The sequence below is a fragment of the Chryseobacterium turcicum genome (genome assembly GCF_021010565.1).
Lineage (GTDB): Bacteria > Bacteroidota > Bacteroidia > Flavobacteriales > Weeksellaceae > Chryseobacterium > Chryseobacterium turcicum.
In genome coordinates, this window is the sequence record NZ_JAJNAY010000003.1 from 35067 (window position 1) to 51095 (window position 16029).

At 36.3% G+C, this 16029-nt stretch carries 8 protein-coding genes; 7 read left to right on the top strand and 1 reads right to left on the bottom strand.

Translation table 11 applies throughout. The annotated features are described in order from the left end of the window. Positions 1-187: 187 nt before the first annotated feature. From LO744_RS19985 to LO744_RS20015, 7 genes are all read left to right on the top strand, one after another. Entirely contained in the window at positions 188-2434 is a 2247-nt protein-coding gene (locus LO744_RS19985) for a VapE domain-containing protein (RefSeq protein ID WP_230672597.1), read from the top strand. A gap of 340 nt (positions 2435-2774) precedes the next feature. Then, on the top strand, positions 2775-3791 hold the full coding sequence (locus LO744_RS19990; protein WP_230672599.1) for a restriction endonuclease subunit M: 1017 nt from the start codon (positions 2775-2777) through the stop codon (positions 3789-3791). A gap of 3 nt (positions 3792-3794) precedes the next feature. Continuing rightward, a complete protein-coding gene (locus LO744_RS19995) occupies positions 3795-7766 on the top strand; it encodes an Eco57I restriction-modification methylase domain-containing protein (protein ID WP_230672600.1) in 3972 nt (1323 codons plus the stop codon). A 62-nt stretch (positions 7767-7828) separates the two neighbouring features. Continuing rightward, positions 7829-9907 (top strand): GmrSD restriction endonuclease domain-containing protein, encoded by a 2079-nt coding sequence (locus LO744_RS20000; protein ID WP_230672602.1) that lies wholly within the window; start codon positions 7829-7831, stop codon positions 9905-9907. Positions 9908-9971: 64 nt separating this feature from the next. Further along, positions 9972-10580 carry a hypothetical protein gene (locus LO744_RS20005; RefSeq protein WP_230672604.1) on the top strand — a complete coding sequence of 203 codons (609 nt, stop codon included), beginning with the start codon at positions 9972-9974 and terminating at the stop codon, positions 10578-10580. 1 nt (position 10581) lies between these two features. Continuing rightward, positions 10582-11262: an endonuclease NucS domain-containing protein gene (locus tag LO744_RS20010; RefSeq protein WP_230672606.1), complete on the top strand. Its 681-nt coding sequence runs from the start codon at positions 10582-10584 to the stop codon at positions 11260-11262. A 21-nt stretch (positions 11263-11283) separates the two neighbouring features. Beyond that, a complete protein-coding gene (locus LO744_RS20015) occupies positions 11284-12348 on the top strand; it encodes a DUF6998 domain-containing protein (RefSeq protein WP_230672608.1) in 1065 nt (354 codons plus the stop codon). 93 nt (positions 12349-12441) lie between these two features. Here the strand turns inward: LO744_RS20015 and LO744_RS20020 are convergent, their stop codons facing one another. After that, complete coding sequence (locus LO744_RS20020) at positions 12442-15798, bottom strand: TM0106 family RecB-like putative nuclease (protein ID WP_230672609.1); 3357 nt, start codon at positions 15796-15798, stop codon at positions 12442-12444. Between the last annotated feature and the right edge of the window lie 231 nt (positions 15799-16029).

Sequence of the window (16029 nt, forward strand, 5' to 3'; positions counted from 1 at the left end):
GCGCGAGTTCTGGAAATTTTAGGAAACCCTTCTAAAATTTTAGCAAAGAAATCCAGTCTTGAACTTTTGATTCTTTTGTTTCAAGACAAAAGAATAAACAGAAAATTTAAACCTTGAATCTGTCATTCTAAGCGAAGCGAAGAATCTCCTTCTAACCTCTAACCTCTAACTTCTAAAATCTCAAAAAATGAAATCCACCATATTCAAAAACTTCAACGAAGTCGTTGAACAAAAAGACATAGTAAAAATTTTTGATGATATCAAAAATGGCACTTATCGAAATGCGATAACCTATTTACGAAAATCCCTTGCTGAAGATAAAAAAGAAGCAGCTGAAAAAGTAAAAAAAGCCCTTCCGGCTTTTACTCCTTCTGCTACTTTTAAAGGGGGCAGAAAAATGGAATTCCTTACCAACTACAATGCTTTAGTCGTACTGGATATAGACAAAATTTCTAAGGAAAAACTTGCTGAATCCAAAGAGACTTTAAAACAAAATCCTTTTGTTTTTGCGGCATTTACAAGCCCTTCGGGCAATGGCCTAAAAATCTTTGTTAAAGTTGATGCGGATAAAACTCAACACAAAGAATCTTTTCTAAAACTTCAAGAATATTTCGAAGAGCTTTTAAATCTTGAAATTGATAAATCAGGCAAAGACATTACCCAGCTTTGTTTCTTTTCCTTCGATCCTGAAATTTTCGTGAATGAAACCAGCACCGTCTTTTCGAGCACAGAACCTGCCGGCCATTGTCATTCCGAGCAACGCGAAGGAATCTCCTGCAAAGCAGGTGAGCACAGCGAAGCAATCTCCCTCGACGTAGGAATAAGCCGCCAAGGAATCTCAAAACCTCCTAGTAATCCGCCAGCGGATTACAATGTTTTGTACGCACACTGCGTTTCTTTTACTGAAAAAAAGGAATCATTCGTGGAAGGCAATCGGAATAACTTCGTTTTCCAATTGGCCAACAATCTCAACCGAAAAGGCATCCCTGAAACCCTTGCATTAGGGTATATTTTAGCAGACTATGATTACAATAGTCAAGAAGTAATGACAGCAGTAAAAAGCGCCTATTCCAACACCGCTGAGTACGCCACCGACAATTTCACCCCACAAAAAAAATCTGCAAAATACGCGCAATCTGCGAGCGCAAAGAAAAATTCAGACGAATCATCCGTGAATGCAACACTAGCCGGAACAATGACTTTAGACGATGAAGAAGAACCCGCACAAATCGACAAACTCGAAAACTTCCTCAACAACAGATACAAATTCCGATACAACGAAGTACTTGGAAAATTAGAATATCGCAGAGTGAATGGTAAAGTTTGGAAATACATCACCGACTTTAAAGAAAACTCAATTCTTCGGGAAATTCAAAAAGCAAAAGTAAGATGCAGCATTAATTCCCTCCGAAATTTGCTTCACTCAGATTTCTGCGAAACCTACGATCCTTTCAAAGACTATTTCGAAAATTTGGTGGAATATACAGGCGAAAGAGATTATATCGAAGAATTGGCAATGACAATTACTACCACAAAACCGGACCTTTGGAAAGAATGTTTCAAAAAATGGTTTGTTGCGATGGTGGCTTGTGTACTCAACGAAAAGCAAATCAATCAGACTGTTATTGTATTTTCCGGAAAACAAGGTTTGGGAAAAACCACTTGGATTGAAAAGCTAATGCCTGCCGAACTCAAACAATACATATTTTCCGGCACCGTAAATCCAAATAACAAAGACACGCTTATTCACTTAGCAGAATGTATGTTAATCAATCTGGACGAATTAGAAAATCTTAACAGAACAGAAATTGGTTCCCTAAAAGAACTCATTACAAAAACCCATATCAGAATGAGAAAAGCTTATGGTCACAACAACGAAAATATGCCCCGACGCGCCAGCTTTGCCGGATCAGTTAACACAGCTCAATTCCTTAACGATACAACAGGCTCACTCCGTTTTCTTTGCTTCGAATTGGAACACATCGATTACCAACATGAAATTGATATAAATTTATGCTACGCCCAAGCTTTTAAGCTCTATCAATCCGGCTTCCGCCATTGGTTCAACCAGGAGGAAATCAAACAAATCAACGAGAACAACGAACAGTACCAGCTAATGAGTCCGGAAGAAGAATTGTTATTAACATGGTTTGAGCCGGCTACTAAAGAATCTGCCAATGCATTCTTAAATGCTTCGCAAATAGCAGTAAGACTTTCAACTGTTGCCAACATAAATGTCACCGATGGTACAGTCAATAAATTAGGTAAAGCTTTAAAAAAGCATGGATTTATTCGAATGGCAAAAAACAAAAGTTATGTTTATGCATTAAACATCCTCGATATCGATGAAGTAGATAGAAGAGCAAAAGAAAAAGAAAGGTCACTAAAAGACAATTCAGAATTAGCAAAAATTCCTTACAGATTTGAAAATTAAAAGCGGTGCTAAATGCACCGTTTTTCTTTATTTTATGGGTGTAAGGGGTGTAACCACTTTTTGTCAAAAAACTTTTTTTTATTTTTTTTTGAAAAAAAATATATGAATAAGACATTTTTAAATGCAAACTAAAACAGGCATTTCATTATGATGCGTTCTACTATACAAGATTAATAGATAAATTTTAGCTCCAAAAAATAAATATTTTCTTTTGCAAAAGTTTGCTTACGTCCTTACTCCCTTATGGATTTCCTCTTTTTTCCTCCAAATGCAATTCGTACTTTTGAAAGATTAAACTTTTTGTAAATTGCAATAATATAAATACCAAGAAAAGTTAAGTTTGACTTATTTCCCCGACATCGACATTTTCGAAAACGAATTAATCCAAAAGTACGAAGGCGTTTTGGAGCAATTGCTTCGTGATCATACCACCGAACAAAATATTTATTGGGCGACGGATAATTATGAACATTTAGGTGCTGAATATTCTTATCATGCACAAATCACAAAGGACCTAATCTCTGGCGTTAACGGCTCTGTAATTATGCCCCGTGTGAAAAAGGATAAAGAACTCCAGCAGGTACGTTCAAGAAGTATGGCAGAAGTCTTTACACCTTCATGGATTTGCAATGCGCAAAATAACTTAATTGATGCTGCTTGGTTCGGTAAAAAGAACGTGTTCAATAAAGAGATTGTAAAGAAAGACGGTTCTCGCACATGGCAGGTGAACAAAAACAAAATCACATTTCCCGAAAATAAAAATTGGCGCAAATATATTCTTGACACTAGGCTTGAAATAGCTTGTGGCGAAGCTCCCTACATTACCAGTAGATATGATACGACCAATGGGCAATACATTCCTGTCGAAAAGCGGATTGGGATATTAGATCGAAAGCTACGGGTCGTAAGTGAAAACGTTGAGGAATCCGGTAAGTGGCTGGAAGCTGCACAGGATGCCTACAAAAAAACCTATGCTTATGAATGGCAGGGCGACAGCTTACTGTTGGCTAGAGAAGCAATGCTGATGACTTTTATTGAAAACTATGCCTTAAAGTTCGGTAAAGAACCTTTAACAAAATCTATAAAGTCTATCGCATATATAATCTCTTGGAATACATGGCAAATGGATGGTATTAAAGGCGTAATCCCAAACTCATGCATGGCAGTTCAGGAGGGAACCGGGAATCTTTTTAAAAATGATGATATTCCTTTACAACATTGCACAGGCTGCAAAACAGGTAATATTAATCTCCATAATGGCATATACAGTTTGATTATGGACTGGTATGTAAAGGACAAATCAACAGGTAAAAAAGGCCGTAAGATAAAATTTGCTTCACTTATTCAAAAAAACTAATTAATGAAATATGTTTCCTCTCTTAAGCTAAAGTTAATTTATGTATTCCGTATTAATGACGAAGCACATTCCGGTTGTTTAAAAATAGGTGAAGCAACTTCCGACGATTTTAATATTATAGGTCTTGCTCCTAATAGTAAGGGACTAAATGATGCAGCCCGAAAAAGAATTAATTCTTATACTCAAACTGCTGGTGTTAAATATGAACTGCTTCACACGGAGCTGGCAGTTTATAGTGAAAAAGGTACTATAAAATCTTTTTCAGATACCGAAGTTCATACCGTTCTGACAAATTCTGGTATAAAGAAAAAGATATTCGATATTGAAAACAAGGCTAATGAGTGGTACATTACAGACCTATCAACAACTATTCATGCTATTAAAGCAGTACGAGATGGCAAAGAAGCACTCCATACAAGTCAGATCTCTAAAGACCAGACCCCTATTGTTTTTAGGCCTGAACAGCAGCAAGCTATAGATAAGACAAAAAAGCAGCTAAAGAAAGGCAAAGAAATGTTATGGTTTGCCAAAATGCGATTCGGTAAAACTTTAACTGCACTTCAGGTTGTGAAAGATTTTAATTTCGAAAAATCATTAATCTTAACGCACAGGCCGGTTGTTGATGCAGGCTGGTTTGAAGACTTTGGTAAAATTTTCTACGATAGAGTCGATTTTAATTACGGCTCAAAAAATAAAGGAAAAAGTTTTGCTGCCCTCGAAAAAGAATTTAAAAAAGACAAGGCGCATTATATCTATTTTGCTTCAATGCAGGATTTAAGAGGTTCAAGTTTGGTCGGCGGGGGCTTCGACAAAAATAATGAGCTTTTCGGTACAGATTGGGATTTTATTATTGTCGATGAAGCTCACGAAGGGACACAGACCGAGCTCGGCCAAAATGTTCTCACCGAATTGGCAAAAGAAAAAACGAAAGTGCTTCACCTTTCAGGTACCCCTTTCAATCTTTTAGATCATTATAAGGAGGAAGAGATCTACACCTGGGATTACGTGATGGAGCAGAAAGCCAAGAAAGAATGGGATGAAGTCCACTTCGGTGATCCCAACCCGTATGCATCACTACCAAAATTGAATATTTTCACCTTCCACCTTGGGAAGCTCCTGAGTAAATATGCTGACGAGGAAGTTGCATTTAACTTCCGGGAATTTTTCAGAGTTGACGAACACAGTGATTTTGTACACGAAAAGGATGTTAAATCTTTCCTGGATATTATTTGTAAAGCCGATAAAGACACAAATTATCCATACTCAACGAAGGAGTACAGAGATAATTTCAGACATTCGCTGTGGATGGTTCCTGGTGTGAAAGAGGCAAGAGCTTTAAGTGTATTGTTGCAAAGTCACCCGGTTTTCAGTCATTTTGCAATTGTAAATGTTGCTGGTGATGGTGACGAAGAAGAAAAGGAAAACGATGCGCTTAAAAAAGTACAGAAAGCCATTACAGACAAACCACACGAAACATACTCAATTACCCTGTCCTGTGGCAGATTAACAACAGGGGTTTCAGTACCCGCATGGTCGGCTGTCTTTATGCTTTCCGGGTCGTTCAATACTTCTGCCGCTAATTATATGCAGACAATATTCAGAGTTCAGACTCCTGCAAAAATAGACGGTAAAATAAAAGAAGAATGTTTTGTTTTCGATTTTGCTCCTGATCGCACATTGAAAGTAATTGCTGAAGCTGCTAAAATTTCCGCCAAAGCTGGAAAAACATCTACGGAGGATCGTGCTGCAATGGGCGAGTTCCTGAATTTCTGTCCAATTATATCTGTAGATGGCTCTAGGATGGAAACCTACAACGTTGAAAAGATGCTCGAACAGCTTAAAAAAGTGTATGTTGAGCGTGTTGTGCGAAATGGTTTTGAAGACGGCTATCTGTATAACAATGATCAGCTGATGAAGATGGACGATGTAGAACTGCAAGATTTTGAAGATCTGAAAGGGATAATTGGCAGTACCAAAGCAATGCCCAAAACAGCGGATATCAATATCAATGATCAGGGATTTACAGACGAACAATTCGAGCAGTCCGAGGATGCAAAAAAGAAACAGAAGCAGAAAAAAGAACTCTCCGAAGAGGAAAAACAACTATTGCAGCAAAGACTGGAGAAAAAGAAAAACCGGGACAGTGCGGTTTCAATTTTAAGAGGAATTTCCATCCGCATGCCGCTGCTTATCTATGGTGCCGACGTTACAAATGAAGATACTCAGATTGATATTGATAATTTTTCTGATTTAATCGACGATAAATCATGGGCTGAGTTTATGCCTAAGGATGTTTCTAAGAAAGTATTTCAGAAATTCAAAAAGTACTATGAACCCGATGTCTTTCGCGCTGCAGGTAAAAGAATTCGGGCAATGGCACGTGCCGCAGATGGCCTTACAGTCGAAGAGCGTATCGGTCGTATCGCTGCAATATTTAACACGTTCCGCAATCCTGACAAAGAAACGGTACTTACCCCTTGGCGCGTAGTAAATATGCATTTGAGCGATTGCGTGGGTGGTTACACCTTCTACGACGAGAAATTTGAAAACACGATTGATGTTCCCAGGGCGGTTCTTCATGCTGATGTAACAGCAAACATCTTCAATTCACAAACACAAATTCTCGAAATCAATTCAAAATCTGGTCTTTATCCTTTGTATATGGCTTACAGTACGTATAGGGCAAGAATACTTGACTTAGGATTAGAAGATACCACGGAAATCGAACAACAGCAGGAAATTTGGGATCAGGTAGTGGCTGAAAATATATTTGTGCTTTGCAAAACGCCAATGGCTAAAAGCATCACGAAGCGTACTTTAGTAGGTTTTAGAACCTCGAAAGTAAACACCAGATACTTTGAAGACCTTATTAATCAAATAAAAAGCAAGCCTCAAAAATTTATCAAACAGATAAAACAGGGCAAAACCTACTGGAAATCTAATAATAACGACAGTATGAAATTCGACGCTATAGTAGGAAATCCCCCCTACCAATTAACAAAAGAAGGCACCAGTGATAATCCGATTTATCATCTATTTATGGATATTGCATTTAAAATGTCAGATAAAGTGTCTTTTATAACACCAGCCAGATTTCTTTTTAATGCTGGTAAGACACCCAAAGAATGGAATGAGAAGATATTAAATGATAAGCATTTTAGGTTGATTTGGTATAAAAGTAAAAGTACTGACGTCTTTCCAAATGTGGACATTAAAGGTGGTGTTGCAGTCACTTTTAGAGATGCAACGAGAGAATTTGAGCCAATTGGAACGTTCACCTCACATGAAACATTAAATAATATTTTATTGAAAGTTCAAGAAATCTCATTTGAACAATCATTAAGTGAGATTATCTATACTCAGAATAAATTTGATTTAAAAACATTATTTGAAAATTTACCGGCTTTAAAACAAACAATTGGAAGCGCGGGCAAAGAGAAAAGATTAACTAGTTCGATATTTTCTAGTCTAGAAATATTTACAAATAAAATTACCGCACAGAATGATATTAAGGTGCTGGGCTTAATAAAGAACAACCGCTATTATAAGTATATTGATTCAAAATACATTGAAGATCATATTAATCTGTTGAGATTTAAAGTTCTGATCCCTAAAAGTAATGGTACAGGAAAATTTGGAGAGACTTTGTCAACTCCCGTTCTTGCTGAACCTAACGTTGGCTATACCCAATCGTTCATAGGTGTAGGTGCTTTTTTAGAACGTAATGAAGCCGAATCTTGTTTAAAATATATTAAAACAAAATTTGTCCGCGCATTACTAGGTATTCTTAAGGCAACACAAGATAATAATAAGGAGGTTTGGAAATATGTTCCTGTTCAAGACTTTAGCAATAAATCGGATATAGATTGGAACAAATCTATTATTGAAGAAATAGATCAGCAGCTTTACAAAAAATATAACCTTTCAGAAGAGGAAATTTCATTTATAGAAAGCATGATAAAACCGATGGCATAAGACGTATACACATGCCAGACATTTTACTTTTATAACCAAGCGCCCTAAATCAAACACATTTTATGAAAGCTACTTCCGCAAATTTACTGTCCGTCATCAAAGGTCCTAAACAGTTTATAATTCCAATTTACCAAAGAACTTATAGTTGGCAACTGTCCCAATGCAATCAGTTATTTAACGATATTTTGCGCATTAGCAAGGAAGATGATGTGCACGGCCATTTTTTAGGTTCGGTTGTATATTTTCAGGAGAGCATACACACCGTTTCCGATGTTCCTAAATTATTGGTAATTGATGGTCAGCAAAGATTAACAACGGTGTCTTTGCTTATTCTGGCATTGGCGAAATTCATTAAGGAAAATCCGGTTGATATTGACACCAATGCAACAAAGCTGCTGAATTATTATATGGTAAATGCCGAAGAAGAAAATGAGCTTCGCTATAAACTATTGCTAACAAGACGCGATAAGGAAACCTTTATTAACCTGGTAAAAGGAATCGAACTGGGAGAAAATAAGTCTCAAAGAATTTTTGAAAACTACGAATTTTTCAGATCGAAAATAAATGAACATAATGTGCTGGAGGTCTACAATGGTGTGTTGCGGCTTTTCATTGTTGATGTAGCACTGGAGAAAGATAAAGATAATCCTCAGCTTATTTTCGAAAGCATGAACTCTACCGGTTTAGATTTATCCCAGGCAGATCTCATAAGAAACTATGTCTTAATGGGCCAGGAAATAAATCTGCAAACCGAATTGTACGAGAAATACTGGTACCCAATGGAGCAGAGTTATGGCAACGACTATGCATCTCGCTTCGACTGGTTTATAAGAGATTATTTATCTCTTAAGATGGGTACTATTCCAAAAATTGGGAAAGTGTACGAAGAGTTTAAAACTTATGTTCAAAGTTCAAAATCACCGGCTACCATTACAGAAGTTGTTGCAGATATTGCGAAATATTCTAAATTTTATGTCAATATAGTGCTACGAAAGGAACCGGAAAAATTACTTAACCAGCTTTTTTCTAATATATCGCGTTTAAAAGTAGATGTTTCTTATCCATTTATTATGGCTGTTTACAATGACTATAGTTCGGGTATTATTAGTCGAGATGATTTTGCAGAGATTTTAAAATTAGTTGAAAACTATGTGTTCAGAAGGGCGATATGTGGCATTCCCACAAACAGCCTGAATAAAACCTTTGCTATTTTATACCGTGAAATTAAAGTGGAGAACTATTTGGAAAGCATCAAAGCTGCCTTTCAATTGATGGAGGGATATAAAAGATTTCCTACTAACAACGAATTCGAGAAGGAATTTGTGAATAAGGACGTGTACAGTTTTAGGTCAAGAAATTATTTACTAAACAAACTCGAGAACTATAACAGAAAGGAATTCGTAAATACCGACGAATATACAATAGAACATATTATGCCCCAGAACGAAAAATTATCGATAAGCTGGCAGAATATGTTAGGAGACGATTGGAAAGAGATACAAGCAAATTATTTGCATACCATTGGAAATCTTACTTTAACTGGTTATAATTCTGAATTGAGTGACAGACCTTTTGGAGACAAGAAAAAAATGGTTGGCGGATTTGATGACTCGCCGTTGCGTCTAAATAATTTCATGAAGAACGTCGATATTTGGAATGAAGAAAATATCAATAAAAGAGCACGGGAATTAGCTACAAAAGCAAAAGAAGTGTGGTCTGCTCCTAATTTGGAAGACACAGTCTTAGAAAAATATATGACCAAGGAAGTAAAAGAAATTGCGGCATATACAATTGATCAGTACGAATATCTGAATGAAGATATGATGGTTCTGTACGAAGCACTGAAGAAAAGGGTGCTAAACATTGACTCTTCTGTTAAAGAAGAATACAAGAAACTCTATATTGCTTTTAAGTCGCAAACTAATTTTGTTGATGTAGTACCTCAAAAGTCTCGACTACGATTATCTCTGAATATGGAGTTTTCAGAAATCATTGATCCTGAGGGATGGTGTAAAGATGTAGCAAACCTTGGCCGTTGGGGAAATGGTGATGTAGAAGTGAGCTTTAATAACCTGAATCAATTAGACTACATTATGTTCCTGATTCAGCAGGCTTTTGATTTACAGTTTGTGGAAGGGTAATAACGGGCAATTCTAATTTAATAATCTTCATTTTACTTAATTTAAAATGTAAAAAATTATACAGATGGCAAAAAACATAGGTATTCTTGCTTCCATAAGTTGGAATAGCAATAGTTGGCAGGACCAGGCAACTCCCTCGGATATTGCAAAATCAAATTTTGATTATGTGAAGGCAAATGGGTGGATGCATGAGGATCTTAACTTTGGACATAGAAAGTATCCTTTAGAGGAAAACGGGACTTACATAGCATATACTCCACAGTTTAATACATTACCTTCTTTAGAAGAATCCAAGTATGTTGGAATAGTGTTTTTAAAAAGTTTCAATTATCATAAAAATAAAAATTTCATCGTTGGATGCTATGCTTTTCCTGACATCGGTCGTTTTGTGAGGAGTGCTGACGAGGAAAAGTACAATGTTTACGACTTCGGGAATATTAGGGCAACACCTGAAAATATTATACTGTTTTCCACTCCTATGCCTATAACAGATGAGATTTGTTCAATAAAAGGATATCTACCCAAAGGAAAAAAACTAGGTAAAATGGGTTACAATTATTTGGAATACAGCAATGTTTTAAAAATTCTTGATGAAGCAACAAGATTGAACAGGGATAAAAATCTAGACTCGATTAAGTATAAGTTTTTAACTGACGGTCGATACAAATTTTAACATGCCAATCAAAAAAACACAGCAGGAAAAACTGGAATCCTTTTTCGACAGTCTAAATAAGGAGATTGTCAAAAACGGATCGAAGTCGATCAAGGTAAAAACCCTTGTCAAAAATTTTGGTTATAGTAAAAGAAGTATCCAAAATATCATGAAGATAAACGACGAATTAAAATCACGTGGCTTATTTGCTCAACCTGAGTATTCAATGGATCTTAAATTTGAATCTATACTGAGAATTTCTTCATATCCGGTAAAGCAGTTAGGTGATTTATTCTCATCCGAAAAACAACTGGAAGATTTTTTTGACACTAAAAAACTTTATAAAAAACTCGATATTAAATCTGTCGAGAGACAATATAGTCCGAATGGCTCAAAAGACCGGTTGGATTTTCGGGGTATAACAGAAGAAGGCGAAGTGGTAGTTTTGGAATTAAAAAATTTTGGCGGGGGAAAATCTGCTGTAGAACAGGTTTTAAGATATACAGGCTTGCTTAAACTTGAAAATTCAAAGTCCAAAATTAGAACAGTATTAGTAACTGGTATCCAAAATTATGAAACCACATTGGCCATCAATGGGATGACAAAAACGCAAAGGAAATCATTTGAGTGGTATCTTTACAAATTCGATAAATCGTCTAACAAATTAGATTTGATCAGACTCTCCGATGAAGATTTTAAGTGATAAAATTTTAAGGTAAAATAATTGTACACTAAAAATCAATTTCAGCTCTTAAAAGACTTTGCAGATAAGAATGATGCATTGTTTGATCTGGGAATCACTACCACGGATAGTTTTACCGGGGAAATCGGGGAATTCATAGCCTGTCAACATTTCAAACTTCACAAGTCCGGTCGATCAAATAAGGCAGTAGATGGCATTGCACCTAATGGTGAACGGTATCAGATTAAATCAAAGGTTGTTTCCACAAGCAGCTTTAGTCATACAATCTCAAACTTACAGCCTGATTTATTTGACAAACTTGTTTTGGTATATTTTGATATTCACTATAATCTTCTGAAAATGTTGGTTATACCTGTTTCAGAAATCCCAGAATCTGTTTTTAGAATTACAAAATCAAATATTTCAAAATTTGAGTCTATTGATAGAGTTAAGATGCCTTTGAAATTCCAAAAAGCACTTACAGATTTTGCAAAGTCGTTCACTGCCCTTCAGGAAAATGGTATTATACGAAGCCGTAGAATCGTTGGTGATATAGGGGAATTTTATGCATGTAAAAAATTAGACTTAATAATTAGTGAGAATCAAACGGAAAAAGGCATAGATGCACGACATCCAAATGGATTGACGTTCGAGGTCAAGACAAGATGGGTATACGAAAGTGATCGCCGGATTTCAGAAGTCAGAAGATTAAATAATTTAGTCGGCAAAACTGCCGATTATCTAATAGTGGTTACCCTCGACAGATGTTTTGAATGCTCAGGAATGTGGATCATACCAATGAAAAATATCGCAAACCCTAAGTCCGCTAGTCTGAAAATTATAAATAGCACACCAGGCGTCAAAAATATTATCCCAAGCAAGATTTCCTGGTTACAGAACAGGGAATCTTTTCAGGGTTTCGACACAGTTATAAGTAAAAGGCAAACCAACAAAACTATTGCGAAAAGAAGGCCAAGGCCTGTAAAGCCCAAGCAAGTACCTCTTCCACTTATACCTGTTGAAGAAAACAACGAAATAAGTATTGAACAAATCATCATTGCGGCTGTTTTAATTGCTTTAGGCTTACTAGTAGCAGTAATAATTTGAGTGCCAAGTTATAATAACATGTATAATTACCAAAATGGCTCAACGTAACTTCTTAATCCGTTCTGTAATATTGTAAATTATAAATCCTTTTTTTTAATTTATTTGTGTCGCTACTTCCAGGTATCTGCAAAAGGGATTTGCAAGTTTCATCTGGTTGGGCGAATGACATTCGGGTTCAAAAAGCCGTGGGCTGCCTACTAAAACAAACAGTGCTCGTGCTCTTGAAACAGCGACATTAAATCGGTTTGGGCTATATAAAAAATCCATGCCCCTTGGCGCGTCCTCTGGCGTAGAACTGGCCATACTGTAAATGATGATGGGCGACTCCTGACCTTGGAATTTGTCTACGGTTCCTATTTCATAATTGGGCAACCTATTCTGGAGCTCAAAAACATTGTTATTATATGGGGTGATAATCTTTATATCTTTTGCCACTACTTGGTGTTTTTGTTTTTTTGCATCGATATAGAAAACATCGCCTTTAGTTAAATCTTCAACAATTTTCTCAATGCAGTCTATTTCTTCCTCTGAACTATTACTGTTGCCTTCGTGCTCCACTGATGTGTATATGAGACCTGATCCACTATAAATAGTGTTACCAGCTATTTGTTGATATTCCAACCCATCTTTTGCCGTTAATCTGGACTCATAAAACATTTCCGAATCAAACGCACAAATGGAAGGATGCATTCTCCAGGTCGTCTCCAAAAAGATACCACGGGTTGCTGCGATGGTCTTTTTCCCTTCAAGCAGATGTTCTAATGCAGATACATCGGTTCCATCTGGATGAACACCTTTTATGGGTTGTTTCAGCTGCTGATGATCGCCAAGGAAAATTACATTTTTAGCAGCATGTGAAACAACAATAGTTTCGAGAAGAGAATATTGCCCAGCTTCATCAATAAATAGGTAATCAAGGGTGTCTTTAAAATCATCTTTGCACCACATAAAACTAGTTCCAGCAATGATTTGATAATTTGGGAGGGCTCCAACAACATCACCTGTACTTTTTGGTGTGTCCCAAAAAGAAATAGTTTCATCTTTGGAAGAACCTTTATAAAGAACTTTAATTGGGAAACGTTCTTCATCAGCCACTTCCTTTACTTTATTCATAAGGTTAATAATTACCTTATGGCTCAATGCAGTAATGCCTATCTTTTTCCCTTCTTTTAAGAGATTTACAATCATGTGACTGGCTGTAAAACTTTTTCCGGCACCGGGTGGACCTTGTATAGGTAAGTAACTACGATTTAATTGAGACGCCCAGTTTTTGCTTTTTTCCACTAAATCATCCGTATCAATAACATCTTCAATAAGCCTCGAATCAGTATTTAACAAGATGTCTCTCGAAACTCTATAGTCATCTAATGGACTGTCGAACCCATTTTCAAAAATCCATTCTGCAAAAGTGATAATATTGTCTTCTTTGTCTTTTGTAATAAAATTTTCATATTTGATTAATCTTTCAGGATGTATTTCCTGAAGTGTCTTACCTTTTTTGAGTTTTAGTCTGCTATTTTTTACATCAAGTTCATAAACCTCAATCAATTTATCAGCTACTGGATCTTTTAGTTTCTCGCCTTCTTTTAAATCCATTTCTTGTGGGGGAAAAATATAGGTATCTCCAATACTTCTGTCGATCGGAACTCTTTCTCCAGTATAGGTTAAACCCCCAATAGCAGCCTTTTCATCAAGTAGTTCATCAAGTTCTAAATCTTTCAGTCGGTAATATTCCCACCAAAAGGAGTTTTTTTCACGACGGTACCAATCAAGAAAATGAGCTAAAATATATCTTGCCTGCTGTTCCTTTGTTCGTTCAGTGTAATCTACTGGGACATTTTCTAGAAGAGCATCATAAATAGGTTTAATTCTTTCTAAGTGTGCAGTAATATGTTCAGGTTCCTCTACTTCACTTGGAATTGGTCTTTCAATTTCTTCACCGATCTCGACTAATTTTTGTCTTTCTTCTTCCAACCAATTATGCAAATTTTTTGTAGAAAAGCAATCATCTTCGTTGTATTGTCGGACAGTATTGGTCATATCCGCAGTAATTTCTTCTATTTTGTTTGATTCAAGTAGAAACTCCAAATCAGCTTTAATTCCTGAAACAACTCTTAAATCTATTTCTCTCACAAAACCATGATATGCTTCAAGATCTTTCAAAGAATATCTTTCTATTCCTGCTCTAATGCTCTGTTTTAAAATACGGTGTAAATCGACAAATTTTTGAGTTCGTAGGAGAATATCAATTTCATTTTCCTTAACGGCATATTTCCCCATCATTCTTTTTAATGCAGCACTTTCGTAAGGTGCGAAATGGTAGATATGGAGATCAGGATATTGTTCTTTTTTATCAAAAACGAAATCAATAAATTGTATCAACGCATCCTTTTCTTCTTCCATATTATGTACCCAAATGTGGAAATATTGATCTTGAAATACCCAACCGAACAAATATTCTAATCCTGTTGGTTCCACAAGTGGATCTCCTTCAAAATCTAAATAAATATCTCCTTTGCTCGGTTTTGGAAGAGTAAAAAATCCAGTATTAGGCTTTTTTTCTAAAATTTCATATACAGGTTGTTGAATGATTCTGCTTTCCTTCTGAATCCTTGCCTGTTCTCGAAGCTTGGTGAAAGTCTCCTTGAATCCCTTTTTTGGTTTAAAAGGGATCGGAAGTGTCATTTCTGCCATTTCATCCAGGGTATGAATACCTTGTGATTTCACCTCTTTTATTTGTGAACTGCCCATCCCCGCAATGAAGCTCAGATGGTCATCATTTCTTCTTATTTTGTTGCAATGTTCCCACCAGTCGCAAATATCACAATGAGAGCAAGGTTCAGGGTACGTTTCAAGTGGGACCTGAGTCGCGGCATTTAATCTCTTTTTTATTAATCTCAAATAGGAGATATAATCATTAACTCTGTATTCAAGTTCTTCATCGGGATTCTTAACATACATATACTCAGGCAGTCTGCCCTGAATCTCCCCAATAATTTCTGAATACAATGCAATCTGCAAAATAGTTCCTGCTCTGGTATTACTTGAAAGTTTAGTGTCAATAACTTCGTAAGACCAATCACCTAGATTACTCGGAGCCTCAACTTTTCTTAGAAAATCTGCCCATCCCTGCCATTTTTGTGTACTCAGCCTCGCTTGGTAAATAAAATCATAGCCAGATTTCATCGCGGCTACCGTTTGTTTATAGGCAACGGCAAGATCTTTATCTACTTTGAAGACAGTTTTTCCACCATTTTCATATTCTGAAAGAATCGCCTGTTCAAATTCCTCACCACGTTCCCTTAATAGAATTAAGGACCTGTTGCTGGTAAATGATTTTTCCAGTACACCTGTTACAGCGTGATGATTAAGATTTGTTAAATGCTTGCAGTGGATATGATTGGCCAGATCAGATGCAGAAAATATGATTTCCCCTTTTTCTTTTCTCATGTATGGTGTAATTGATTTCGATTCATCATTAATTTGCAACTCTAAATATAGCGTATTTAACTGCAATCCCGAATAGAAATTTTCCTCTATGTGATATCCGCATCTACTGTAACCACCGTTCTGTCACAGCAAATAACATACTTGCAATTATAGTCAATCAGCCACTTTATAAAACCACTGCCTGACGTCCTGAGCCTCACTCCCAAGCTGAAATAGTATTCAAAGTCTTAT